Annotated in this window: 30 protein-coding genes; 27 read left to right on the top strand and 3 right to left on the bottom strand. The window is 64.3% G+C overall.

The window, feature by feature from the left end:
• Positions 1-9 precede the first annotated feature (9 nt).
• The 7 genes from secY (at position 10) to AC1DYL_RS03590 (ending at position 5,698) form a co-directional block, all read left to right on the top strand.
• Positions 10-1,344, top strand: coding sequence for a preprotein translocase subunit SecY (gene secY / locus AC1DYL_RS03620; RefSeq protein WP_477149299.1), 1,335 nt, complete (start codon positions 10-12; stop codon positions 1,342-1,344).
• The gene (locus AC1DYL_RS03615; RefSeq protein ID WP_477149300.1) at positions 1,341-1,910 is read left to right on the top strand and encodes an adenylate kinase; all 570 of its coding nucleotides are present in this window, start codon (positions 1,341-1,343) and stop codon (positions 1,908-1,910) included. The genes secY and AC1DYL_RS03615 overlap by 4 nt, the downstream gene beginning before the upstream one ends.
• Positions 1,911-2,086: 176 nt before the next feature.
• The gene (gene rpsM / locus AC1DYL_RS03610) at positions 2,087-2,455 is read left to right on the top strand and encodes a 30S ribosomal protein S13 (RefSeq protein WP_477149301.1); all 369 of its coding nucleotides are present in this window, start codon (positions 2,087-2,089) and stop codon (positions 2,453-2,455) included.
• A gap of 82 nt (positions 2,456-2,537) precedes the next feature.
• Positions 2,538-2,930: a 30S ribosomal protein S11 gene (gene rpsK, locus AC1DYL_RS03605; RefSeq protein WP_055049094.1), complete on the top strand. Its 393-nt coding sequence runs from the start codon at positions 2,538-2,540 to the stop codon at positions 2,928-2,930.
• Positions 2,931-3,033: 103 nt separating this feature from the next.
• A complete protein-coding gene (locus tag AC1DYL_RS03600) occupies positions 3,034-4,053 on the top strand; it encodes a DNA-directed RNA polymerase subunit alpha (protein WP_477149302.1) in 1,020 nt (339 codons plus the stop codon).
• A gap of 59 nt (positions 4,054-4,112) precedes the next feature.
• On the top strand, positions 4,113-4,541 hold the full coding sequence (gene rplQ, locus AC1DYL_RS03595; RefSeq protein ID WP_477149303.1) for a 50S ribosomal protein L17: 429 nt from the start codon (positions 4,113-4,115) through the stop codon (positions 4,539-4,541).
• Between the two features lie 113 nt (positions 4,542-4,654).
• The gene (locus AC1DYL_RS03590; RefSeq protein ID WP_477172106.1) at positions 4,655-5,698 is read left to right on the top strand and encodes an NAD-dependent epimerase/dehydratase family protein; all 1,044 of its coding nucleotides are present in this window, start codon (positions 4,655-4,657) and stop codon (positions 5,696-5,698) included.
• A 5-nt stretch (positions 5,699-5,703) separates the two neighbouring features.
• On the opposite strand, the gene AC1DYL_RS03585 is transcribed toward AC1DYL_RS03590, so the two are convergent.
• Positions 5,704-6,243, bottom strand: coding sequence for a P-loop NTPase family protein (locus AC1DYL_RS03585; RefSeq protein WP_477172105.1), 540 nt, complete (start codon positions 6,241-6,243; stop codon positions 5,704-5,706).
• A 392-nt stretch (positions 6,244-6,635) separates the two neighbouring features.
• Between AC1DYL_RS03585 and AC1DYL_RS03580 the strand changes: the two genes are divergently transcribed.
• The 20 genes from AC1DYL_RS03580 (at position 6,636) to AC1DYL_RS03485 (ending at position 22,046) form a co-directional block, all read left to right on the top strand.
• Positions 6,636-7,601, top strand: a complete 966-nt coding sequence (locus AC1DYL_RS03580; protein WP_477172104.1) for an NAD-dependent epimerase/dehydratase family protein — start codon at positions 6,636-6,638, stop codon at positions 7,599-7,601.
• A gap of 44 nt (positions 7,602-7,645) precedes the next feature.
• Entirely contained in the window at positions 7,646-8,473 is an 828-nt protein-coding gene (locus AC1DYL_RS03575; RefSeq protein ID WP_477172103.1) for an AraC family transcriptional regulator, read from the top strand.
• A 3-nt stretch (positions 8,474-8,476) separates the two neighbouring features.
• Positions 8,477-8,878 (top strand): hypothetical protein, encoded by a 402-nt coding sequence (locus AC1DYL_RS03570; protein WP_477172102.1) that lies wholly within the window; start codon positions 8,477-8,479, stop codon positions 8,876-8,878.
• A gap of 56 nt (positions 8,879-8,934) precedes the next feature.
• The gene (locus tag AC1DYL_RS03565) at positions 8,935-9,315 is read left to right on the top strand and encodes a GFA family protein (RefSeq protein WP_477172414.1); all 381 of its coding nucleotides are present in this window, start codon (positions 8,935-8,937) and stop codon (positions 9,313-9,315) included.
• A 107-nt stretch (positions 9,316-9,422) separates the two neighbouring features.
• Complete coding sequence (gene eno / locus AC1DYL_RS03560; protein WP_477172101.1) at positions 9,423-10,697, top strand: phosphopyruvate hydratase; 1,275 nt, start codon at positions 9,423-9,425, stop codon at positions 10,695-10,697.
• Positions 10,698-10,746: 49 nt separating this feature from the next.
• The gene (locus AC1DYL_RS03555) at positions 10,747-11,352 is read left to right on the top strand and encodes a nucleotidyltransferase family protein (protein ID WP_477172100.1); all 606 of its coding nucleotides are present in this window, start codon (positions 10,747-10,749) and stop codon (positions 11,350-11,352) included.
• A gap of 177 nt (positions 11,353-11,529) precedes the next feature.
• Positions 11,530-11,925, top strand: coding sequence for an FtsB family cell division protein (locus AC1DYL_RS03550; protein WP_477172099.1), 396 nt, complete (start codon positions 11,530-11,532; stop codon positions 11,923-11,925).
• 127 nt (positions 11,926-12,052) lie between these two features.
• Positions 12,053-13,063, top strand: a complete 1,011-nt coding sequence (gene pdhA, locus AC1DYL_RS03545; protein ID WP_477149312.1) for a pyruvate dehydrogenase (acetyl-transferring) E1 component subunit alpha — start codon at positions 12,053-12,055, stop codon at positions 13,061-13,063.
• A gap of 48 nt (positions 13,064-13,111) precedes the next feature.
• On the top strand, positions 13,112-14,506 hold the full coding sequence (locus tag AC1DYL_RS03540; protein ID WP_477172098.1) for a pyruvate dehydrogenase complex E1 component subunit beta: 1,395 nt from the start codon (positions 13,112-13,114) through the stop codon (positions 14,504-14,506).
• A 4-nt stretch (positions 14,507-14,510) separates the two neighbouring features.
• The gene (locus AC1DYL_RS03535; RefSeq protein WP_477149314.1) at positions 14,511-14,963 is read left to right on the top strand and encodes a nucleoside deaminase; all 453 of its coding nucleotides are present in this window, start codon (positions 14,511-14,513) and stop codon (positions 14,961-14,963) included.
• Positions 14,964-14,970: 7 nt separating this feature from the next.
• Positions 14,971-16,317: a pyruvate dehydrogenase complex dihydrolipoamide acetyltransferase gene (locus tag AC1DYL_RS03530; RefSeq protein WP_477172097.1), complete on the top strand. Its 1,347-nt coding sequence runs from the start codon at positions 14,971-14,973 to the stop codon at positions 16,315-16,317.
• Positions 16,314-16,844: a hypothetical protein gene (locus AC1DYL_RS03525; RefSeq protein ID WP_477172096.1), complete on the top strand. Its 531-nt coding sequence runs from the start codon at positions 16,314-16,316 to the stop codon at positions 16,842-16,844. Before AC1DYL_RS03530 ends, AC1DYL_RS03525 begins: the two co-directional genes overlap by 4 nt.
• A 3-nt stretch (positions 16,845-16,847) precedes the next feature.
• Positions 16,848-17,492: an SGNH/GDSL hydrolase family protein gene (locus AC1DYL_RS03520; RefSeq protein ID WP_477172095.1), complete on the top strand. Its 645-nt coding sequence runs from the start codon at positions 16,848-16,850 to the stop codon at positions 17,490-17,492.
• Complete coding sequence (locus AC1DYL_RS03515; protein ID WP_477172094.1) at positions 17,489-18,091, top strand: GNAT family N-acetyltransferase; 603 nt, start codon at positions 17,489-17,491, stop codon at positions 18,089-18,091. Before AC1DYL_RS03520 ends, AC1DYL_RS03515 begins: the two co-directional genes overlap by 4 nt.
• Positions 18,084-19,526 (top strand): dihydrolipoyl dehydrogenase, encoded by a 1,443-nt coding sequence (gene lpdA, locus AC1DYL_RS03510; protein WP_477172093.1) that lies wholly within the window; start codon positions 18,084-18,086, stop codon positions 19,524-19,526. The genes AC1DYL_RS03515 and lpdA overlap by 8 nt, the downstream gene beginning before the upstream one ends.
• Positions 19,527-19,561: 35 nt before the next feature.
• Positions 19,562-19,819, top strand: coding sequence for a GlsB/YeaQ/YmgE family stress response membrane protein (locus AC1DYL_RS03505; protein WP_477158070.1), 258 nt, complete (start codon positions 19,562-19,564; stop codon positions 19,817-19,819).
• A 120-nt stretch (positions 19,820-19,939) separates the two neighbouring features.
• A complete protein-coding gene (locus tag AC1DYL_RS03500; RefSeq protein WP_477149415.1) occupies positions 19,940-20,191 on the top strand; it encodes a GlsB/YeaQ/YmgE family stress response membrane protein in 252 nt (83 codons plus the stop codon).
• A gap of 9 nt (positions 20,192-20,200) precedes the next feature.
• Positions 20,201-21,157 (top strand): lipoyl synthase, encoded by a 957-nt coding sequence (lipA, locus tag AC1DYL_RS03495; protein ID WP_477172092.1) that lies wholly within the window; start codon positions 20,201-20,203, stop codon positions 21,155-21,157.
• Positions 21,150-21,581, top strand: coding sequence for a type II toxin-antitoxin system RatA family toxin (locus AC1DYL_RS03490; RefSeq protein WP_477172091.1), 432 nt, complete (start codon positions 21,150-21,152; stop codon positions 21,579-21,581). The genes lipA and AC1DYL_RS03490 overlap by 8 nt, the downstream gene beginning before the upstream one ends.
• A gap of 126 nt (positions 21,582-21,707) precedes the next feature.
• Positions 21,708-22,046, top strand: coding sequence for a VOC family protein (locus tag AC1DYL_RS03485; RefSeq protein ID WP_477172090.1), 339 nt, complete (start codon positions 21,708-21,710; stop codon positions 22,044-22,046).
• 12 nt (positions 22,047-22,058) lie between these two features.
• Here the strand turns inward: AC1DYL_RS03485 and AC1DYL_RS03480 are convergent, their stop codons facing one another.
• The gene (locus AC1DYL_RS03480; protein ID WP_477172089.1) at positions 22,059-22,550 is read right to left on the bottom strand and encodes a CinA family protein; all 492 of its coding nucleotides are present in this window, start codon (positions 22,548-22,550) and stop codon (positions 22,059-22,061) included.
• 1 nt (position 22,551) lies between these two features.
• Entirely contained in the window at positions 22,552-23,745 is a 1,194-nt protein-coding gene (locus AC1DYL_RS03475; RefSeq protein WP_477158066.1) for a bifunctional 2-C-methyl-D-erythritol 4-phosphate cytidylyltransferase/2-C-methyl-D-erythritol 2,4-cyclodiphosphate synthase, read from the bottom strand.
• Positions 23,746-23,846 lie beyond the last annotated feature (101 nt).

Genomic DNA, 23,846 nt, shown 5'->3' with positions numbered 1-23,846 from the left:
GGAGCGACTATGGCGTCCGCAGCCGAACAGCTGGCCAAGAATCTTAACTTCGGGACCTTCGCCAAGGCGAAGGCCCTTCAGCAGCGCATCTGGTTCACACTGGGTGCGCTTCTGGTTTACCGGCTTGGCACCTACATCCCGGTTCCCGGTATCGATCCCGATGCCTATGCCGCGACCTTCAAGCAGGCGCAGCAGGGCATTTTCGGCATGTTCGACATGTTCGCCGGCGGTGCCGTGCAGCGCATGGCGATCTTCGCGCTGAACCTCATTCCCTACATCACCGCGTCCATCGTGGTTCAGGTGGTCACCACTGCCTCGCCGCGCCTCGAAGCCCTCCGCAAGGAAGGTGAGAGTGGGCGTCGCAAGCTCAACCAGTACACCCGCTATCTTGCCGTGCTGTTCTGCGCGGTGCAGGCTTACGGCATCGCCAAGGGCCTCGAGGGCAGCCAGGGTGTGGTGCTCAATCCGGGCCTGTTCTTCGAGCTCTCGACCGTCATCACGCTGGTCGGCGGCACCATGTTCCTGATGTGGCTTGGTGAGCAGATCACCTCGCGCGGCATCGGCAACGGTATCTCGTTGATCATCTTCGCCGGTATCGTGGCGAACCTGCCGGCAACCGTCGTGCAGACGCTTGAGCTCGCCCGTACGGGCGCCATCTCCGGCTTCTGGGGCTTCGGCATTCCGCTCATCGCCATTCTGGTGATCGGCATCATCGTGTTCTTCGAACGCGCCCAGCGCCGGCTGCTGATCCAGTATCCGAAGCGCCAGGTTGGCAACAAGATGTTCCAGGGCGACACCTCGCACCTGCCGCTGAAGCTCAACACCTCGGGCGTTATCCCGGTGATCTTCGGCTCGTCCCTGCTGCTGCTCCCCGCCACTATTGCGTCGTTCGCGGCGCAGGGTGACGCCCCGCAGTGGCTGTCGGTGACGGCGGCGCTGCTCGGCCGCGGCCAGCCGCTCTACCTGGCGCTGTTCGCTGCGCTGATCATCTTCTTCGCCTTCTTCTACACCTCGATCGTCTTCAACCCGACCGACACCGCGGACAACCTGAAGCGCTCCGGCGGCTTCATTCCCGGCATCCGGCCGGGCGAGCGGACGGCGAACTACATCGACTACGTGCTCACCCGCATCACCCTGGTCGGCGCGCTGTATCTTACTGTCGTGGCGCTCATTCCCGAGCTGATCCACAGCCAGCTCAACGTCAGCCAGTTCATCGGCGGCACCTCGCTGCTGATCATCGTGACGGTGACGCTGGATACGGTGACCCAGGTGCAGAGCCATCTGATCGCCCAGCAGTACGAGGGCCTGGTGAAGCGGTCGCGCCTTGGGGGCAAGCGTAAATGAGGCTGATCCTTCTGGGACCTCCGGGCGCCGGCAAGGGCACGCAGGCAAAGGTGCTGATCGATAGCTACGGGATCCCGCAGCTTTCGACCGGCGACATCCTGCGCTCCGCCATCGCTGCGAAGACCCCCATGGGCCTCGCCGCCAAGGAGATCATGGACCGCGGTGACCTCGTCTCCGACGAGATCGTCAACGGCATCGTGTCCGAGCGGCTTGACCAGGAAGACTGCCGGGCCGGTTTCGTGCTCGACGGTTTCCCGCGGACCATTCCGCAGGCCGAGGCGCTCGACGAGATGCTGACCGAGAAGGGCATGCAGCTCGACGCGGTGGTGGAAATCACCGCAGACGCCGACGTGCTGGTCGGGCGCATCGCCAAACGGGCAAAGGAATCTGGTGTTGCTCGCGGCGACGACAACGAGGACGTGCTTCGCAACCGCCTCAATGTCTATCGCGAGCAGACCGCGCCGCTTGTTGAGTTCTATCGCGGCAAGGGCCTCTTGAAGTCTGTCGACGGCATGCAGCCGGTCGATGAGGTTACGGCGGCCATCCGCCGGGCCGTGCATAACTAGTATACCTCGGGGCAGGGGCTCCGCAGTTGACTCTGTGGAACCTTGCCTCTATGAACCGCGCCAGTCTCATGGATTATCGGGCTGGATTCGGTTCCTCAACTGAGTGAGGGGGCGGATTCCGGTCCCTTGTCGTTATCAAACGGGCAGCGTGAGCTGCCGACTATAGGAGAGCGGACGTGGCCCGTATTGCTGGCGTCAATATTCCGACCAATAAGCGCGTGGTTATCGCGCTTCAGTACATCCATGGGATCGGCGCCAAGTTCGCCAAAGAGATCACCGAGAAGGTCGGCATCCCGGCCGAGCGTCGCGTCAACGACCTGACCGACGCCGAAGTGATCCAGATCCGCGAAGCGATCGACCGCGACTACGTCGTCGAGGGTGATCTGCGCCGCAACGTGGCGATGAACATCAAGCGCCTGATGGACCTCGGTAACTACCGTGGCCTCCGTCACCGCAAGGGCCTGCCGGTCCGTGGTCAGCGCACGCACACCAATGCCCGCACCCGCAAGGGTCCGGCCAAGCCGATCGCCGGCAAGAAGAAGTAATCCGGGTAGCGGAGCACCTCTCCGCCATCCTGATGTAGCTGCTGGAACTACGGCAGCGTCGATATCGAACTGAGGAAGCAAATTGGCAAAAGCTGAAGTCGCGCGCGTTCGTCGCAAAGAGCGCAAGAACATCACCAATGGCGTTGCGCATGTGAATGCGTCGTTCAACAACACCATGGTCACCATCACCGACGTGCAGGGCAACACCATTTCCTGGTCGTCCTCGGGCGTGATGGGTTTCAAAGGGTCGCGCAAGTCGACCCCGTATGCCGCCCAGGTTGCGGCGGAAGACGCGGCCAAGAAGGCCCAGGAACACGGCATGAAGACCCTCGAGGTCGAGGTCCGCGGTCCTGGTTCGGGCCGTGAATCGGCGCTTCGCGCGCTGCAGGCTGCTGGCTTCAACGTCACCAGCATTCGCGATGTCACCTCGATCCCGCACAACGGTTGCCGGCCGCGCAAGCGTCGCCGCGTCTAACCTCCGTTACGGTAGATCTCCCGGCGCGCCCCTCGCGCCGGGATAGGTACATTGCATAGCGGACAGGCGGTTAGGCGGACCGCCCATTTGAAAGGACACCACCGTGACCATCCAGCGGAACTGGCAGGAACTCATCAAGCCGACCAAACTGGACATCGTTTCGGGCAGCGATAGCGTGCGCACGGCCTCGGTCGTGGCGGAGCCGCTTGAGCGCGGCTACGGCCTGACGCTCGGCAACGCTCTGCGCCGCGTGCTGCTCTCTTCGCTCCAGGGCGCGGCCGTTACCGCGATCCAGATTGACGGCATCCTGCACGAATTCTCGTCGCTTCCGGGCGTGCGCGAAGACATTACCGACCTCGTGCTGAACGTCAAGGAAATCGCCCTGAAGATGGGCGGCGAAGGTCCGAAGCGTTTGACCCTCACCAAGCAGGGCCCGGGCGCAGTTGTTGCCGGCGACATCAAGGTCACCGGCGACATCGAAGTGCTGAACCCGGACCTCGTGATCTGCCACCTCGACGACGGTGCCGAGATCAACATCGAGTTCACGGTCAACACTGGCAAGGGCTACGTCCCGGCCGACAAGAACCGTCCGGACGACGCCCCGATCGGCTACATCCCGGTCGATGCGCTGTTCTCCCCGGTTCGCCGCGTGTCCTACAAGGTCGACGCGACCCGTGCCGGTGAAAGCCTCGACAAGGACAAGCTGACGTTGACCGTCGAGACCAACGGCGCCATCTCCCCGGAAGATTCGGTGGCCTACGCCGCCCGCATCCTCCAGGACCAGCTGTCGGTGTTCGTCAACTTCGAAGAGCCCACCAAGGAAAAGGCCCAGGACAGCGTCCCGGAACTCGCCTTCAACCCGGCGCTGCTCAAGAAGGTCGACGAGCTCGAGCTGTCGGTCCGTTCGGCCAACTGCCTGAAGAACGACAACATCGTCTACATCGGCGATCTGATCCAGAAGACCGAAGCCGAGATGCTGCGCACGCCGAACTTCGGCCGCAAGTCGCTCAACGAAATCAAGGAAGTGCTGGCTCAGATGGGCCTGCACCTCGGGATGGACGTGCCGAATTGGCCGCCTGAGAACATCGACGATCTGGCCAAGCGCTACGAAGATCACTATTAAGCTGGCCAAAAGCCACTAACCGCCCGTCGTGAGACGCCCGGGCCTTAGGGAGTAACAAAATGCGCCACGGTAATTCGAACCGTAAGCTCAACCGGACCTCTGCTCATCGCAAGGCCATGTTCGCCAACATGTCTGCCTCGCTGATCAAGCACGAGCAGATCGTGACCACCTTGCCCAAGGCCAAGGAACTGCGTCCGATCGTCGAGAAGCTGATCACGCTCGGCAAGCGCGGCGATCTGCATGCCCGTCGCCAGGCCATCGCCCAGATGAAGGACGAGACCCAGGTCCAGAAGCTGTTCGCCACGATCGGTCCGCGCTACAAGGATCGTAACGGCGGCTACATCCGCATCCTGAAGGCCGGCTTCCGCTACGGCGACAATGCCGCCCTCGCGGTCATCGAGCTGGTCGATCGCGACGTCGACGCCAAGGGCCTCGACTCGGGTCCGGTGGAAGTGCGCGAGACCGACGACGAATCCGTAGCGGCGTAAGCCCTAGGCATTCGGCGAAGTTCAGGGCGGTCCGGTTCATCCGGGCCGCCTTTTCGTTTGACCGCAGAACATAATCTGCGCCGTAATGGCGGCACTCGATTGGGGAGAGTGAAATGACGGACCAGGGCCTCATCCTTGTCACCGGTGCGACTGGCTTTGTTGGCAAGTGGACAATCCTCGAGCTGTTGCGGGCGGGCCACCGGGTCCGGGGCACGATCCGATCGCTGAGCCGCGCCGACGAAGTTCGCGCCACGCTCGCCACTGAGCTGGGGCAGGGCGCCCTCGACCGCCTCGAACTGGTCGAAGCCGATCTCCTCGACGACAAGGGCTGGACAGAGGCGATGCAGGGCGTCGCCACCGTCATGCACATCGCAACGGCCATCCGAGCCGATGAGCCCAAGGACCAGAGCCTCGTCATCCGCCCGGCGCTCGAAGGTACGCAGCGCGTCTTCCGCTTCGCCAACGCCGCCGGCATCAAGCGCATCATCATGACCTCGTCGATCGCCACGGTCGGCTATGGCCACGGCCAGACCAGCGGCCGTCGCGTCTACGACGAGACCTACTTCACCAATCTCGAGGGCATGCGCTGGACCTGGGCCTATTGCGTCGGCAAGACCAAGGCGGAGCAGTTCGCCTGGGCCTTCGCCAACGACAACGGCATCGCCCTGACCACCATCCATCCCGGCGCCATTATCGGCCCCGCACTCGATGTGGACGCCAGCATCTCGCTCGGCATGGTGTCCGGGTTGCTCGCCGGCGCGGTGCCGGCCATGCCCAGCAACGGCTTCTCGATCATCGATGTGCGCGATGTTGCCGCCCTGCACCTCGCAGCACTCGACAAGCCCGAGGCGGCCAACCAGCGCTATCTCGCCACCAGCGAGTATACCCCGTTCCCGAAGGTCGCCGAGATCCTCCGGGAGGCCTATCCGACCTGGGAGATCACCATGAAGAAGGTGCCAGACTGGATCATCAAGATCATCGCCAGCTTCGGCGGTCCGGCCCGCCAGATCATCAACGATATCGGCAACGAGAAGGTGTTCGACGGCTCGAAAGGCGAGAAGCTGCTGGGCCGCAAGTTCATTTCGGCCAAGGATTCGATCCTCGCCACCGCCGAAAGCGTCATCCGGCTCGGCTTAGTGAAACCGAAGACCTCGTAACCCGCCTAGCGGTCCAGCCCCCACGCCGCATAGAGACGCTTCAGTTCAGCCATCGAGTTGAGCTCGATCATCGGCAGGCCAGCGGCGCGCAGGATCGCCAGATCGCGCTGCCGCTTCTTGGGCTGCTCGAACAGGATGAACCGGAAGAGCCGCCAGTTCAGTTTGTCGATATTGCCCTCGAGTTGCCCCGCGCGACTGCCGGTCTCGAATAGCGTACGCCTGAAATTGCGCAGCGCAGCTCGCCAGGGCTCGCTCCCCATCATGACGATCCCGCTGGCGCGCTGAAGCCGCTGCGGCACGGTGGCGAAGTAGTTGCCTTCAATCACCCAGCTATCCGTAGCGGTCTGCGCGTCGTGCAGAGCCACAAACTCCTCCCTGGGGCGCGGCTCCCAGTTCGTGTAGGGCAGGTGATAAAGCAGATCGAGATGAATGGCCGGGCGTTCCAGCTTGCGGCCGATTGCCCTCGCCAGCGTGGATTTGCCGGCGTTCGACGGGCCGCAGATCATGATACGGTCGCCGAGCGCCAAAAGCGGCAGCATGCTCATTTTCGCGCCCCTTCTTCCAACTTATCCCCGTGCTGGGGGAGGGGCTTATACTGCATCTACTTTCCCGATGCGAGGCGCTACGCGGCGTCGCGGGGAGGGTTCGGGCTGGTTGGGAGGCGTCCTGGCCAGGGTTTGGTGGAAGCGTCCGCTTTGCGCACCATCGGGCCAAAAGACCGTTCGCAATGGGCGGGGCGAGAGTCCCAAGCCTTGTACAGTTCGGCGGACGACCGCCACAGGGACGAAGTCCCGCCCGTGCCGCTCATCCAGTAGCGGCAAGACTGACTGGAAACCCCGAGGCCAGGGCCGTCGGGCGCCTTCGCACGTCTGTGTACCGCGGCCGGCTTTCCCCTTGCAACGCAACGGACTAAGCTTTGCGCAACTCGGAGGAAGCCTTGTCGAAAGTCGTCATCATCGGTGGCAGCGGCCACGTCGGTACCTACCTGGTGCCCCGCCTGGTCGACGCCGGCCATCACGTCGTCAACGTCACCCGCGGCCACCGCGCGCCCTACACCCCGAACGCCGCCTGGGGCAAGGTGGAGACCGTCCTCATCGACCGCGATGCCGCCGAGCACGAGGGGAGCTTCGGTGCTGCCATTGCCGCTCTCGAGGCAGACATCGTCATCGACATGATCTGCTTCGTGCTGCCGCGCGCCCAGCATCTGGTCGAAGCCCTGCGCGGCAAGGTCCAGCACTTCCTCCATTGCGGCACCATCTGGGTCTACGGCCACAACACCGCTGTGCCCGCCACCGAGGACCAGCCACTCAACCCCTTCGGTGAGTACGGCACCCAGAAGGCCGCCATCGAAACCTACCTGCTCGACGAGGCCCGCCGCACCGGCTTCCCGGCGACGGTCTTCCGCCCGGGCCACATCGTCGGCCCCGGCTGGGACCCGCTGAACCCGGCCGGCCACTTCAACTCCGAAGTCTTCTCGAAGATTGCCCGCGGCGAGGAGCTCACGCTCCCGAACTTCGGCCTCGAAACCGTCCACCACGTCCACGCCGACGACCTGGCTCGGCAGATCATGGCCATCATCGCCAGCCGCTCCACCGCCGTCGGCGAAGCCTTCAACGCCGTCTCCCCGCAGGCGATCAACCTGCGCGGCTACGCCGAAGCCATGTACCGCTGGTTCCGCCACGAGCCAAAACTGCGCTACCTGCCGTTCGACCAGTGGAAGGTGGGGCAGGATCCCGACGAGGCCAACGCCACCTGGGAGCACATCGCCCGCAGCCCCAGTCACTCTATGGAGAAGGCCAGGCGCCTCCTCGGCTTCACCCCGCGCTACTCCTCGCTCGAAGCCGTGCAGGAGGCGCTCACGTGGCTCATCGCCAACGGCCGCGTGCAAGGTCCGCAAGACTAGTGAAATCGGCTCATGGCACACCACGTGGCACACGAGGTAAGCCCATGACCCAGAGCTACGAAGCCCGCATCAACCGCGTCACCGCCTACATCTACGATCACCTCGACGAGCCGCTCGATCTCGAGCGCCTCGCCGACGTGGCCGCCATGTCGCCCTGGCACTGGCATCGCATCTATTCCGCTATGCGCGGCGAAACCGCCGCAGCCGCCGTCCGTCGCCTCCGCCTGATGCGCGCCGCCAACGAACTGGCCAACACCGATGCGCCGGTCGAAGCCATCGCGAAGCGTTCAGGCTACGATAATCGCCAATCCTTCACCCGCATCTTCGCCGACGCCTACGGCATGCCGCCGGCCCGCTACCGCCGCGAAGGCAGTCACACCGTATTCAACCCGGCGCAGAACGGCGCTCCGACGCCACACTACGATGTCGAGATCCGTCATCTCCCGGCGATGACCATCGCCACCGAGCCGCATGTCGGTGACTACATGAACATCGGGATGGCCTTCGACCTGCTGTTTGGCCGCCTCGCCACGGCTGGCCTCATCGACCAGAACACCCGCATGTTCGGGATCTACGGTGACGATCCGAGCGCCGTGCCGGTGGACGAGCTCCGCTCGGCGGCAGCCGCCACGCTGAGTTCGCCGCCAGCAGGCCTGCCAGTCACCACCACACGCGCCGGCGACTACGCCGTCCTCCGCCACAAGGGGCCGTACCCCGACATGCTCGCCGAGTACAACTGGATGTTCGGCACCTGGCTACCACAGTCGGGCCGTGACATCGCCGATGCGCCGGTGCTCGAGGAATATCTCAACAGCCCGCGCGACACCGCGCCGTCAGACCTCCTCACCATCCTCTACCTGCCTCTCGTCTGAACCATGGCCAAGTCCTGGACTGAGAAGCTCAACGCACCGGCCGAGCCGGTGATCAAACCCGCCCCGATCAGCATCGCCGGCATGCACGCCGGCCAGGTCATGCTGGTGCCGACACCCCAAATGATCGCCGATTTCATGTCGGCGATCCCACGGGGTCAGACCATCGACACCAAGGCGATGCGCCGCGACCTCGCAACCATCCACAACGCCGAGGTGACCTGTCCGATCTACACCGGCTATCACCTGCGCACCGTCGCCGAAGCCGCCATCGAAGCCTACGCCGCCGGCATGCCCGTCGAAGCCATCACCCCGTTCTGGCGCGTGCTGGACGAGCAGAGCCCCACCACCGGCCGCCTCCCCAACGGCCCAGCCTTCGTCGCAGCCCGCCGGGCCGCCGAACGCTGAGGGTTCTCCACAGCGTCGCCTAACGCTATCGTCCTGCCGTCGAGGAGGGGGCGATGATGCATAAGGGATCATGTTTATGTGGCGCGGTGCATTTCGAGGTCACTGGCGAACTGACGCCACCGACCGCCTGCCATTGCACGAAATGCCGCAAGCACACCGGCCATTACGAAGCGGGCACGGATGTACCCAAGGCCGCCCTAACCATCTTCGGTGAGGAGAAGGTTGGCTGGTACCACTCTTCGGAGAAGGTTCGCCGCGGTTTCTGCTCGATCTGCGGCTCGTCGCTGTTCTTCGACCCGGTCCACCACCACAGGATCGGCATCTACATGGGGGCCTTCGACACGCCCACCCACACCCGCCTCGCGATGCACATCTTCGTCGCCGACAAGGGCGACTACTACGACATCGCCGACGGCCTGCCGCAGAACCTGCAGTGACGGGCGAGGGCAGGGGAGCAAAAATTATCCCCGGCCCTCTTCACTGTGTCATTGCCCTTCTCTAACAAGGGCCGAGCAATCGATTGCACGGACAAGGGGTCACGCACATGTCTACCATCATCGACATCACCGGCCGGCAGGTCTTCGACAGCCGCGGCAATCCCACCGTCGAGGTGGACGTGGTGCTCGATGACGGCAGCTTCGGCCGCGCCATGGTGCCCTCGGGCGCCTCGACAGGGGCCCACGAGGCCGTGGAACTCCGTGACGGCGGCAAGCCGTTCCTCGGCAAGGGCGTCACCAAGGCGGTCGATTTCGTCAACACCGAGATCTTCGCCGAGATTCAGGGCCTCGACGCCCTCGACCAGATCGGCGTCGATCGCGCCCTGATCGAACTCGATGGCACGCCGAACAAGTCGCGTCTCGGCGCCAATGCCATCCTCGGCGTCTCGCTCGCCGTGGCCAAGGCCGCCGCCGAATCGAGCGAGTTGCCGCTCTACCGCTATGTCGGCGGCCCCAACGCCCACGTTCTGCCCGTGCCGATGATGAACATCATCAACGGCGGCGCGCACGCCGATAACCCGATCGACATGCAGGAATTCATGATCCTGCCGGTCGGCGCCGAGAGCATGGCGCATGCGGTGCAGATCGGCTCCGAGATCTTCCATACCCTGAAGAAGGGTCTCGCTGCCGACGGCCACAACACCAATGTGGGTGACGAAGGCGGCTTTGCGCCGAACCTCAAGTCCGCCGAGGCGGCGCTCGAGTACATCGTCAAGTCGATCGAGAAGGCCGGCTACGCCGCCGGCAAGGACGTCTATCTCGGCCTCGATTGCGCCTCGACCGAGTACTTCAAAGGCGGCAAGTACGCCATGGAAGGCGAGGGCAAGACCCTCTCCTCCGAGGAGAACGCCAAGTTCCTCGCCGGCCTCGTCGACAAGTTCCCGATCATCACCATCGAAGACGGCATGGCCGAGGACGACTGGGAGGGTTGGAAGGCGCTTACCGACTTGCTCGGCAAGAAAGTGCAGCTGGTCGGCGACGACCTGTTCGTCACCAATACCGAGCGCCTGCGCTCCGGTATCAAGATGGGTGTCGCCAACTCGATCCTCGTCAAGGTGAACCAGATCGGCTCGCTCTCCGAGACCCTCGACGCCGTCGATACCGCCCACCGTGCCGCCTACACCTCGGTGATGTCGCACCGCTCGGGCGAAACCGAGGACTCGACCATTTCGGACCTCGCCGTCGCCTGCAACTGCGGTCAGATCAAGACCGGCTCGCTCTCGCGCTCCGACCGGCTGGCCAAGTACAACCAGCTGATCCGCATCGAGGAGCAGCTCGGCACCTCGGCCAAGTACGCCGGCCGCAGCATTTTGAAGGCCTGATCGAGAAACCCTGACATGCGGCGGTAGCTGAATCGGCTACCGTCGCGTGATGACCCACCACCTCCGCTATTCCGGCCAATCGGCCGATGATCAGACGCAAGCGCTCCGCGACATCATCCGCGCCACGCCGATGCTGCTTGACGCCCTCGAACGCGCACATCGCCTCGCGCTCCCCGACACCTGGCTGGTCTCCGGTGCCATCTACAACACCGTCTGGAACCACCTGACCGGTCGCCCGTCACTCACCGGCATCAACGACATCGACCTGTTCTACTTCGATGCCTCCGACCTGAGCTACGAGGCCGAGGACCGCGCCATCAAGGCTGCCGACCAGGCCTTCGCCGGCGCGCCGCTGCCGGTGCAGCTTCGCAACCAGGCCCGCGTCCACCTCTGGTACCCCGAGCGCTTCGGCGAACCCTATCCGGCGCTGAGTTCCTCCTGCGAAGCCATCGATCGCTTCGCCTCGCTAACCCATGCCGTCGGCGCACGCCTCGATAGTGCAGGGGCAATCGAGCTCTACACCCCCTTCGGCCTCGACGACCTCTTCAGCTTCCGCATCGTCCCCAACCGGCGGATGAACAACCGCGCGACGCATGAGAAGAAGGGCGCAAGGGCGATGACGGTCTGGCCGGAGATCGTGGTCGAGGCTTGGTAGGCCCATCCCACTGGGTTCCCGCTTTCGCGGGAATGACGGTGATGGAGCAGGCACCCTGAGCGGCGTACAACACCTCGAAACTTATCCCCACCCGGCCGTATCCAACTATCTTGCAACCACCCGTTAAGCCGCGGTGAACTATAAGAGGTACCAAGCAAACCAAGCGTAGCCGCACCCATGCCCACCCGTTTGAAACGCCCGGCCTTCTGGCGCCATGTCGCCCTCACGCTCGGGCTCATCGCCTTCCAGGGCTACCTGGGCTACAGTGTCGTCACCGGCCAGTTCGGCATCGAGAGCCAGGACGTGCTCGAGGCCGAGATCGACGAGCTGGGTGCGAAGTCTGGAGCGCTGCAGGCGGAGATCGATTCGTTCCGCCACCGGATCGATCTGTTCCAGACCACCAAGATGGATCCCGATCTGGTGTCCGAGCGGGCGAGGGCGCTGCTCTCCATGGCCCAGGCAGACGACGTTGTGGTGATGGTCGATCCCGCGACCGGTAAACCGGCTTCCGGTTCAAATGCTTCGTCAACCACAGACGAGTTAACCGAAGATATCGATGACGGCATAGACTGATAGCGCCGTTTCTTCACGCGACACGCGGATTCGCGTCCGTCACAATATTGCGCTAAGCTCCGCCGGTTCGCGGCCCAACCGCCGCGCGACGACGATGCGGCTTATCCCTATTTCGGAGCTCTCGCCCATGGCGCGTAAAGCGGCGGCCAAAACGGCCCAGTCCAATGTCCCCGAACTCACCAAGGAACAGGAACTCGCCGCTTACCGCGAAATGCTGCTGATCCGCCGGTTCGAGGAGAAGGCCGGCCAGATGTACGGCATGGGCCTGATCGGCGGCTTCTGCCACCTCTATATCGGCCAGGAAGCCGTGGTCACCGGCGTCACCATGGCATCGAAGAAGGGCCAGGATGCCCAGATCACCGGCTACCGCGATCATGGCCACATGCTGGTCATGGGCCTCGATCCCAAGGGCGTCATGGCTGAGCTGACCGGCCGCCAGGGCGGCCTGTCGAAGGGCAAAGGCGGCTCGATGCACATGTTCTCCAACGAGCACCGCTTCTATGGCGGCAACGGCATCGTTGGCGCCCAGGTCTCGCTCGGCACCGGCCTCGCCTTCGCCAGCAAATACCGCGGCGACAACACGGTTTCGATTTCATACTTCGGCGACGGCGCGGCCAACCAGGGCCAAGTCTACGAGAGCTTCAACATGGCCAAGCTCTGGAACCTGCCGGCCGTCTATATCGTCGAGAATAACCGCTACGGCATGGGCACCTCGGTCGAGCGCGCCTCCGGCCAGCCGGATTTCTCCAAGCGCGGCATCTCCTTCGGCATCGACGGCGAACAGGTCGACGGCATGGACATCCGCATGACCTACGACGCCGCCAAGCGCGCCATCGAGCATGCCCGCTCCGGCAAGGGCCCGTACATCCTCGAGATGCTGACCTACCGCTACCGGGGTCACTCCATGTCCGACCCGGCGAAGTACCGCTCCAAGGATGAAGTCTCGACCATGCGCGCCGAGCACGATCCGATCGAGCAGGTGAAGCAGCGCATCCTCGAGAAGCGCTACGGCACCGAGGAAAGCCTCAAGGAACTCGAGACCGAGATCCGCGCCATCGTCACCGAGGCCGCAGACTTTGCCACCGCTGACGCAGAGCCGGCCGCGTCCGAGCTCTGGACCGACATCTACGCCGCCTGATCGGCGTTTCTCGCGTTTCCCTTTTTTCGATCTCCGCCGGAGAGCTAGATGCCCACAATCCTCATGCCCGCCCTCTCGCCGACCATGGAAGAGGGGAAACTCTCCAAATGGCTGGTCAAGGAAGGCGACACGGTAAAGCCCGGCGACGTATTGGCCGAGATCGAAACCGACAAGGCGACCATGGAGGTCGAGAGCGTCGATAGCGGCGTGGTGAACAAGATCATCGTCGCCGAGGGCACCGAGGGCGTGAAGGTCAACGCTCCGATCGCCGTGGTTCTAGGTGAAGGCGAAGAGCCGGGCGATGTCAGTGCCCAGCCGGCCCAGCGTGCGCCCGAAGCTGTCTCCGCCGCGGCGGTCGCGGAAGCAGTCGCATCACCAACACCGACCGCACCTGCCGGCGTCGCGCCAGTATCCATCCTCGAAGTCGCGTCGGATCCGGACCTGCCGGCCGGCGTCGAGATGGTCGAAATGACCGTCCGCCAGGCGCTGAACGAGGCGATGGCCGAAGAGATGCGCCGCGACAAGGACATCTTCCTCATGGGCGAGGAAGTTGCCGAGTACCAGGGCGCCTACAAGATCAGCCAGAACCTGCTGCAGGAGTTCGGCCCGCAGCGCGTCATCGATACCCCGATCACCGAGCACGGTTTCGCCGGCCTTGCAGTCGGCGCCGCGTTCGCCGGCCTCCGTCCGATCGTCGAGTTCATGACCTGGAACTTCGCCATGCAGGCGATCGACCAGATCATCAACTCCGCCGCCAAGCAGCTCTATATGTCGGGCGGCCAGGTCACCGCGCCGATCGTCTTCCGCGGCCCCAACGGCGCTGCCGCCCGCGTCGGCGCCCAGCACAGCCAGGACTATTCGGCCTGGTACAGCCACGTTCCCGGCCTCTACGTCGTCGCGCCCTATAGCGCCGCCGACGCCAAGGGCCTGCTCAAGGCAGCGATCCGCTCGAACAACCCGATCGTCTTCCTCGAAAACGAAATCCTCTACGGCTCGACCGGGCTCGTCCCCAAGGTCGACGACTACGTGCTGCCGATCGGCAAGGCCCGCATCGCTCGTGAGGGCAAGGACGTGACGATCGTCTCGTTCTCGATGGGCATGCGCTACGCCACCCAGGCCACTGAGAAGCTGGTCGCCGCCGGCGTCGACGTCGAGCTGATCGACCTGCGTACCCTGCGTCCGATGGACACCAAAACCGTCGTCGAGTCGGTGAAGAAGACCGGCCGCCTCGTTACCGTTGAGGAGGGCTGGCCGCAGGGCGGCATCGGCGCCGAGCTGGCCGCCGTCGTCGTCGCCGAGGCGTTCGATTATCTCGACGCCCCGCCGACCCGCGTCACGGGCAAGGACGTCCCGATGCCTTACGCCGCCAACCTCGAGAAGCTGGCATTGCCGAACGTCGATGAAGTCATCGCGGCGGTGAACGCCGTGACGTACCGGAGCTAGGCGGATGCCCACGCAGTCCGAGCTCGACCAGAAGTTCCTCGATGCCGCGTACGAGGAGGCTCAGAAGGGCCTCGCCGAGGGCGGGATACCGATCGGCTCGGTGCTGGTGCGGAATGGCGAGATCATCGGCCGCGGTCACAACCGCCGCGTGCAAAAGGGCGATCCGATCCTGCATGGCGAGATGGATGCGATCCAGAACGCCGGCCGGCAGCGGACCTATCGCGACGTGACCTGCTACACCACGCTCAGCCCTTGCATGATGTGCACCGGCACCATCATCCAGTTCGGCATCTCCCGCGTCGTGGTGGCGGAATCGAAGAATTTCAAAGGCTTCCAGGACGTCCTGTCATTGGCCGGCGTGAACGTGGTCGACTACCACGAGCCGCGCTGCGAGCACATGATGGCGGACTTCATCGAGAAGCACCCGCAACTCTGGAACGAAGATATCGGCGAGTGAGGCACCTATGAGCATCAACATCACCATGCCCGCGCTCTCTCCCACCATGGAAGAGGGCAAGCTTGCCAAGTGGCACGTCAAGGAAGGCGACAGCGTCTCCTCCGGTGACGTCATCGCCGAGATCGAAACCGACAAGGCGACGATGGAAGTCGAGTCGATCGACGAGGGCAGGATCGGCAAGATCCTGGTGCCGGAAGGCACCGAGGGCGTGAAGGTCAACGCGGTGATCGCCGTGATCCTCACTGAAGGCGAAACCGCCGCCGACGTGACGGCTCCAACTCCCGCCGCTGCCCCGGCAGCCAAGGCACCCGAGCCGACCAAGGCCGAAGCTCCGGCGCCCGCCGCTAGTCCCGCGCCGGCCGCTGCTGCGCCTGCTCCTGCCGCTCCGAAGCCCACGACCGCACCCGCAGCTAACGGCGCCCGCGTATTCGCTTCCCCGCTGGCCAAGCGCCTCGCCAAGGAAGCCGGCATCGAGCTCAACGCCATCTCCGGCTCCGGCCCACACGGCCGCGTCGTGAAGTCCGACGTCGAAGCCGCCCGCTCCGGCAAGGCCCCGCTCAAGGCCGCTCCGGCTCCCGCTGCTGCGGCCTCGGGTGGTGCAGCACTCGCCGGGGGCATGACCAAGGCGCAGGTGCTGGCCCTCTATCCTGAGGGCAGCTACGAGATCGTGCCGAACGACGGCATGCGCAAAGTCGTCGCCGCACGCCTCACCGAGGCCAAGCAGACCATTCCGCACTTCTACCTGTCGCTTGATTGCAGGATCGATGCGTTGCTCGAAGCCCGCGAACAGATCAATGCCGCCGCCCCGGTGAAGGACGGCAAGCCCGCCTACAAGCTCTCGGTCAACGACTTCGTCATGAAGGCTTGGGCCGCCGCACTGATGAAGGTGCCGACCGCCAACGCCACCTGGGCCGGTGACTCGATCCTCTATCACAAGCACGCCGATGTGGCCGTCGCCGTAGCCGTCCCGGGCGGTCTGTTCACACCGGTGGTCAAGGCCTGCGATACCAAGTCGCTGCGCCAGATCTCCGAAGAGGTAAAGGACCTCGCCGGCCGCGCCCGCTCCAAGAAGCTGTCGCCCGCCGAATACCAGGGCGGCACGTCCTCAGTGTCCAACCTCGGCATGTACGGCATCAAGAACTTCCAGGCCGTCATCAACCCGCCGCACGGCACCATCCTTGCGGTGGGCGTCGGCGAAGAGCGCGTCTACGCCGAAAAGGGCCAGGTGAAGGTCGCGAACTTCATGACCGTCACCCTCAGCTGCGACCACCGCGCTGTCGACGGCGCGCTCGGCGCCGAGGTGCTGGCGGCGTTCAAGGGCCTGATCGAAAACCCCGTGATGATGCTGGCTTGAGCCGCGCCATGCTCCGGTCCCTCAAACTGGCACTGCTGACGCTGCTGCTGTCGCTGACCCTGGTCGGCGGCAGCGAGGCCTTGCAGATTACGAAGGTAGGCAAGGAGCTTGTGCGGGGCTTCCAATATGCTGCACCGGCACAGGCGAAGGGCTACCTGGCGGGCTACACAGTTCTGGCAAAGCTCGGCCGCGTGCAGAAGCGTGTCCTCAACATTCTGCCTATCTCCACAGTTGCCATCCTCTATTTTGCACCGGATGGCACGCTGCTCGGCTGGTCGGACAAGAGCGACATCGTGGAGCGCGGCACCTGGCAGGTGAAAACCGCGCCGAACGGCAACGACCTGTGCATATTCTTCGACAAAGGACGGGGCGCGGGCATGTGTACCGTGCTGATCTTCGGCGGCCCGCAATTTCTCGAGAGCACCAAAGGTAACCCATTCGGGCTGAAGGCAAATGCCGCCGTGCCATACGATCTGGGCCGGTTCGGCGTCTCGCTCGGCAATGTCGCCAAGAAGCTGGGACTGTAGGCGATGAAAACCATCCTCGCTTTCGGCGACAGCCTCACCTTCGGCGCCAATCCGATCCCGGGAGGCCAGCGCCACCCGTATGAGGATCGGTGGCCGACGGCTCTTGAGCGCGCCCTCGACGGCAGGGCCCGCGTCATCGCTGAAGGCCTCGGCGGGCGCACCACCGTGCACGACGACGGCTGGGCTGCTGCCGACCGCAACGGCGCGCGCCTGCTGCCGACGCTGCTCGAGTCGCACTCGCCGCTCGACCTCGTCGTCATCATGCTGGGCACCAACGACCTGAAGCCGTTCCACGGCCGCACGGCGCAGGAAGCGGCCAACGGCATGCGGCGGCTGGTGCAGATCATCCGCGGCCACTACCAGAAGCCCGGCGACGTCGCGCCCGGGATCATCCTCGTCGCGCCGCCGCATATCCGCGACACCGACCATCCCGAGATGCTGCTGCATTTCGGCGATGAGGCCATCGCGCAGTCCAGGCTCTTCGCCCAATGGTACAAGCTGCGCGCCGACGAATACGGCACCGGCTTCTTCGATGCCTCGAGTGTCGCCGAAGCCGATCCGGCCGACGGCGTGCATCTCGATGCTGCCAACACGCGTGCCATCGGCGAGGGCCTAGTCCCGCTAGTGAAGCAGGTGCTGGGCCTGTGACCGCCCCGATCGCCATTCGCCCGGCGACCAAGACAGACGCGAGTGAAGTCGCGCTGCTGGTCAATATCGCGACGCATGGTGGCATCGGCATGGGTTGGGCGCACGACAGGCGTGCCAAAGGCACCTACGATCCGATCGAGGTCGGCCGGCTCGACATGCTCGACGAGAGCGACGGCCTCAACTGGCGCAACGCCAGCCTCGCCGAGAGCGATGGTGAGGTCGTCGGCCTGTTGCTCGGGTATCCCGAACCCGAAATCATGCCGCCGATGCCAGAGGACCTGCCGGATTTCCTAGTCCCCATCGTCGAACTCGAATGGCTTTCCGCCGGGCACTGGTTCATCTCGATGCTTGCCGTACACACACCGTGGCGAGGGCAGGGGATCGGCGCCAAGCTGCTCGATGTCGCAGAGAACAAGCGCGCCGAGGCTGGCAGCCGCGGTCTGACGCTGATCGCTGAAGACGCGAACGTGCGGGCAAGGCAACTCTACGAACGCGAAGGCTTCGCGGTCTCCGCGACCCGGCCGATGCGCAAGCTCCCGGACGGCACGACGCCGGGGAAAGACTGGTTGTTGATGGTGAAGGACCAACAAGATGGCTGACTCATACGATCTCATCGTCATCGGCGCCGGTCCGGGCGGCTACGTAGCCGCCATCCGCGCCGCGCAGCTGGGCCTGAAGACTGCCATCGTCGAGCGCGAGCACATGGCCGGCATCTGCTCCAACTGGGGCTGTATCCCGACCAAGGCGCTGCTCCGCTCAGCTGAGATCTACGGCCATATGGGCCACGCCAAGGACTACGGACTCTCGGCTGGTGAGTTCGGCTTCGACATCGCTGCCATCGTCGATCGCTCGCGCAAGATCGCCGGGCAGATGAATAACGGCGTCCAGTTCCTCATGAAGAAGAACAAGGTCGACATCATCTGGGGCGAGGCGCAGCTGACGGCACCGGGCGAGATCGTGGTCAAGAAGATGACCAAGAAGCCGGTCGAGCCGCAGTGGCCGCAGCCCAAGACCGTGCTGCCCGAGGGCACCTACAAGGCCAAGAACATCATCATTGCCACCGGCGCCCGGCCGCGTGTGCTGCCCGGAATCGAGCCCGATGGCGAGAAGATCTGGACCTATTTCGAGGCGATGAAGCCGGCGAAGTTCCCGAAATCGCTGGTGATCATGGGCTCCGGCGCCATCGGCATGGAGTTCGCCTCGTTCTACCGCTCGCTCGGCGCTGAGGTGACCGTGGTCGAGCTGCTGCCGACCATCCTGCCGGTCGAGGATGCCGAGATCGCCGCGCATGTGAAGAAGCGCTTCGAGAAGCGTGGCATCAAGATCATCACCGACGCCAAGGTGTCGAAGGTCGACAAGACCAAGGACGGCATCACCGCCCACATCGAGCCCAAGACCGGCGACAAGCTCACCATCTCGGCCGATGCGCTGATCTCCGCTGTCGGCGTGCAGTGCAACACCGAGAATCTCGGGCTCGAGAAGCTCGGCGTGAAGATCGATCGCGGCGCGGTCGTCATCGACAACTACGGCCGCACCAACGTGCCGGGCGTCTGGGCCATCGGCGATGTTGCCGGCCCGCCGATGCTGGCCCACAAGGCCGAGCATGAAGCCGTCGTCACCGTCGAGACCATCGCAGGGCTCAAAGGCGTCCATGGCCTCGACAAGCTGAAGGTCCCGGGCTGCACCTATTGCGAGCCGCAGGTGGCGAGCGTTGGCCTCACCGAGGCGAAGGCAAAGGAAGCCGGCCGCGAGATCAAGGTCGGGCGCTTCCCGTTCGTCGGCAACGGCAAGGCCATCGCGCTTGGTGAGCCGGAGGGTCTGGTGAAGACCATCTTCGACGCCAAGACCGGCGAGCTGCTCGGCGCCCATATGGTCGGCGCGGAAGTCACCGAGCTGATCCAGGGCTTCGTCGTCGCGATGGGCCTCGAAACCACCGAGGAAGACCTGATGCACACCATCTTCCCGCACCCGACGCTTTCTGAGACCATGAAGGAAAGCGTGCTGGACGCCTACGGTCGCGCCCTCAACATCTGATGGATCATCCCATCCCTCCGAAGGACATCCCGTTCATGTCGCCAGAAATCACCTCGCTCCTCATCTTCCTCGCCATCGGCCTTGTCGCCGGCTGGATCGCGAGCCTGATTCTCGGCGGCGGCGGCTTGCTGAGGAACCTGATCGTCGGCGTCATCGGCTCGGTCGTCGGCGCCTACCTGCTGACTCTCGCCAAGGTCGAGCTGCCGATCGGCAACGCCCTGGTCAGCCAGATCGTCACCGCAACCATTGGCGCCATCGTGGTGCTGTTGGTTGCAAGGCTGATCAACAAATAGGGGCGACGCGCCGGGGTTGAACCCGCCATGTCGAGACGCGATATCGACATTGGGTCAAACGGGGGTAAGACAATGGGTCTGCCGGAAAAGCAATTTGGGGGAGAAGTTCAAATGGGTCGTATGGATACTCGCTCGCTGGTCATCTTTCTCGTCATCGGTCTGGTCGCTGGCTTCCTTGCCAGCCTCATCGTCGGTGGCGGCGGACTGATCACGTACCTCGTGAGCGGTGTCATCGGTTCGTTCGTGGGCGGCTATCTGTTCACTGCCCTCAATATCAACCTCGGCATCAAGAGCCCGATCGTCACGCAGATCATTACCTCGACGGTTGGTGCTATTATCGTTGTCGTCATCGCCAGGCTTATTGCCGGCTAGGAACGTCTCTTGGTCACTCTGATCGACAGTCTCGACACCCGTCCGCGGCATCCCGAAAAGGCCAACCGGCCCGAAAACGAGATGCTGCGAAAGCCGGACTGGATCCGCGTCAAGGCGCCGGGTTCTCCAATCTACAAGGAGACCCAGCAGATCGTGCGCGAGAACGGCCTCGTCACTGTGTGCGAGGAGGCCGGCTGCCCCAACATCGGCGAGTGCTGGTCGAAAAAGCACGCGACCATGATGATCATGGGCGAGATCTGCACCCGTGCATGCGCCTTCTGCAATGTACGCACCGGCCTGCCGACCGCCCTCGATCCCAAGGAACCCGAGAACGTCGCCATTGCCGTCGAGAAGCTCGGCCTGGCTCACGTCGTCATCACCTCGGTCGATCGCGACGATCTTCCCGATGGCGGTGCCGAACACTTCGCCCAGGTGATCCGCGCCATCCGCGCCCGTACTCCGAAGACCACCATCGAGATCCTGACGCCGGACTTCCTTCGTAAGGAGGGCGCGCTCGAGATCGTCGTTGCGGCCAAGCCCGACGTGTTCAACCACAACCTCGAGACGGTGCCGTCGAAGTATCTCAAGGTCCGTCCCGGCGCCCGCTACTTCCACTCCATCCGCCTCTTGCAGCGGGTGAAGGAACTGGACCCCACCATGTTCACCAAGTCGGGCATCATGGTCGGCCTCGGCGAGGAGCGGAACGAAGTCCTGCAGCTGATGGACGACCTCCGCTCGGCCGACGTCGATTTCCTGACCATCGGCCAGTACCTGGCGCCGACCAAGAAGCACCACCCGGTGCAGCGCTTCGTCACCCCGGAGGAGTTCAAGTCCTTCGCCACCGTGGCGATGACCAAAGGCTTCCTGCTCGTCTCCTCAAGCCCGCTCACCCGCTCGTCGCACCACGCCGGTGAAGACTTCGAGCAACTGCGCGCCAACCGGATGGCCAAACTCGCCCATGCCTGATCTCTTCCTCGAGCGGCACTCGCCGCACCTGCCGCAGCGCATGTTCGATCTGGTCTCGGATCTCGAGGCCTACCCGCGCTTCATCCCCAACTGCAAGGCGATGGATGTCCGCGACGACGCGAGCGGTGCCATCCTCGCCCGAATGACCATCCAGTTCGGCCCGGTGACACAGGCCTACACCAGCCGGGTGGTGGCCGACCCGGTAGCGATGACCATCACTGCCAAGGCCGTCGACGGCCCGTTCGCCTATCTCGACAGTAAGTGGAGCTTCGAGCCGGAAGGCGAGGGGACCCGCATCCGCTTCGACATCGACTTCAAGATCGCCAACCCGCTGGTCGCCGCGGTCGCCGAGCCGGCCTTCGCCGCCAAGCAGACCGAGATCATCGACGCTTTCGAGGACGAAGCCGACCGCCGTTTCGGCTAAGTCGCCCGCCTCCACATCGCCGTTTGCCAATGGTGCGGCGCGATGCTACCAGCACTGCGTTCCTGATTTGTTCCGGAGCGGCGGTGGAGGAAGAACAGCATGATCCGAAGGATCGAGTGCGTATGCATGCCGACCAAAGATGTGGCGGCATCAGTAGCGTTCTATGAGTCCCTTGGGCTAACGCAGAGCTGGAAGATCGAACGCCCGTTGCCGGATGGAGGTGTATGGACGCTGGTCGGGATGAAGTTCCCCGACGGAACCAGCTCGGAACTGGTCCTCAGCGACAATCCCGACATCAACTTCACCGAGATCGAGCTGGGCGTCGATGACGTTCGCGCAACGTTTGCCCAGATGCAGGGCAACGACGGCATAACCTGGATCCGCCAACCCTTCGCCACCGAGTCAGGCCATGTCGCCGTCATGGAAGCTCCCGACGGGAACGTCTTCGTACTGGTCGGCGCATAGCGTGGGGGCGACCTAGGCCTTCGCTGCCTTCAGCACCAGCTTCAGCGCCTGCACCACCGTCGCATGCCGCACCTCGTCGCGGTTGCCCGCGAACACCTTCTTGAGATGTGTTGTGCCGTCCTCCGTCGCCACCGAGAAATGCACCAGCCCGACCGGTTTCTCCGCCGTGCCGCCATTCGGCCCGGCGATCCCCGTCACGGCCACGGCGAGATGCGTGCCCGCAGCACCCATCGCCCCATCAGCCATCGCCATCGCGACTTCCTTCGACACCGCGCCGAACTGCCTCAGCAGCCCGAACGGCACCCCGATCATCGCGATCTTCGCCTCATTGGCGTAGGTCACGAACCCGCCATAGACCACGTCCGACGATCCCGAGACCGACGTCAGCGCGCCGGCGATCAAGCCACCGGTGCAGCTCTCCGCCGTCGCCACGGTTATCCCCGCGGCCTTGAGAGCCCCTATCGTCTCTTCAGCGAGGGTAGCGATGTCATCGGGCAGCTTCATTTCAGTCTTCCCTGGGGAGTTCGATGCTGGCGCTCGCCATGGCGACGATGCCCTCGCGACGGCCGGTGAAGCCCAGTTGCTCGCTGGTCGTCGCCTTGATGGCGATGCGGCTCGCGGAAATCCCGCATACCCCGCCGATCGCTGCCTTCATGGCCTCCACATGCGGTCCAACTCGCGGCGCCTCGCAGACGATTGTGATATCGAGATTGACGATCCGGCCGCGCCGCTCGGCAACCTGTGCCGCGGCATGGGCCAGAAACACCGACGACGCCGCGCCGCGCCATTGCGGGTCGGACGGCGGGAAGAACGACCCAATGTCACCGAGACCAAGCGCTCCGTAGATCGCGTCGGTCAGCGCATGCAGCGCCACGTCGGCATCCGAGTGCCCCTTGAGCTTATGGGTATGCGCAATCTCCACCCCGCCAAGCCACACCGCCTTGCCCGGTTCCAACGGGTGAACATCGAACCCTGTCCCAACGCGCGTCTCCATGGTCGTCTCCTTGCCCAGCAGCCGCTCCGCCCGGGCAAAATCCTCGGGATGCGTAATCTTGATGTTGTGGGTGCTGCCCGGTGTCAGCGCCACCGTCAGCCCGGCCCACTCGGCGATCGCCGCGTCGTCGGTGAACTCCCGCGGCATTCGGCCTGCACGCAAGTGCGCGGACAGAATCTGCGGAAACCGGAACCCCTGCGGCGTCTGCGCCGCGAACAGGGTCCTGCGATCCTCAGTCGAGGTGACAGTGCGCCCATCGATCGAGCGCTTGATCGTGTCAGTCACGGGCACCACGGGCAGGGCGGCTTCGCTGCTCCGCAACGCCTCGATAACCCCGCTGATCACGTCCGACGACACCAGCGGCCGCGCCGCGTCCTGGATCAGCACGAGGTCCGGGCGCTTTGTGCCCAGCGCCGTAAGCCCCGCGAGCACCGAAGCCTGGCGCGTCTCACCGCCGCTCACCGGCGGCAACAGGCGCGCGTCCTCGAGGCCGAGGGCGGCATAGCGCTCCACTTGCTCGGAGTGAATCACCGGCACGACCCACGAGATATCCTCGCGTCCCAAAAATGCCTCGATACTCCGGCTAAGCACCGGCTTGCCGGCCAGCGTGCGGTACTGCTTCGGGCTTGTGTCCTGCCCGGTGCTAGCCCGCTCGCCGCGGCCCGCAGCGACCACGATCACCGCGATGGTCCTTGTGGCTGTCATTGTCGTTTCGTATGAGGCCCTTAGTTGGCGCGAGCATGGTCTATCGGCGGCTTTTCCCCGCAGCAAGCCCGACGCCAAACATTGCGCAATCAGACGCGATA

It is taken from the genome of Devosia sp. P1_H9 (assembly GCF_056405135.1).
Note: the sequence above shows the minus strand (reverse complement) of the source record. Positions and strands in the feature narration are given on the sequence as shown.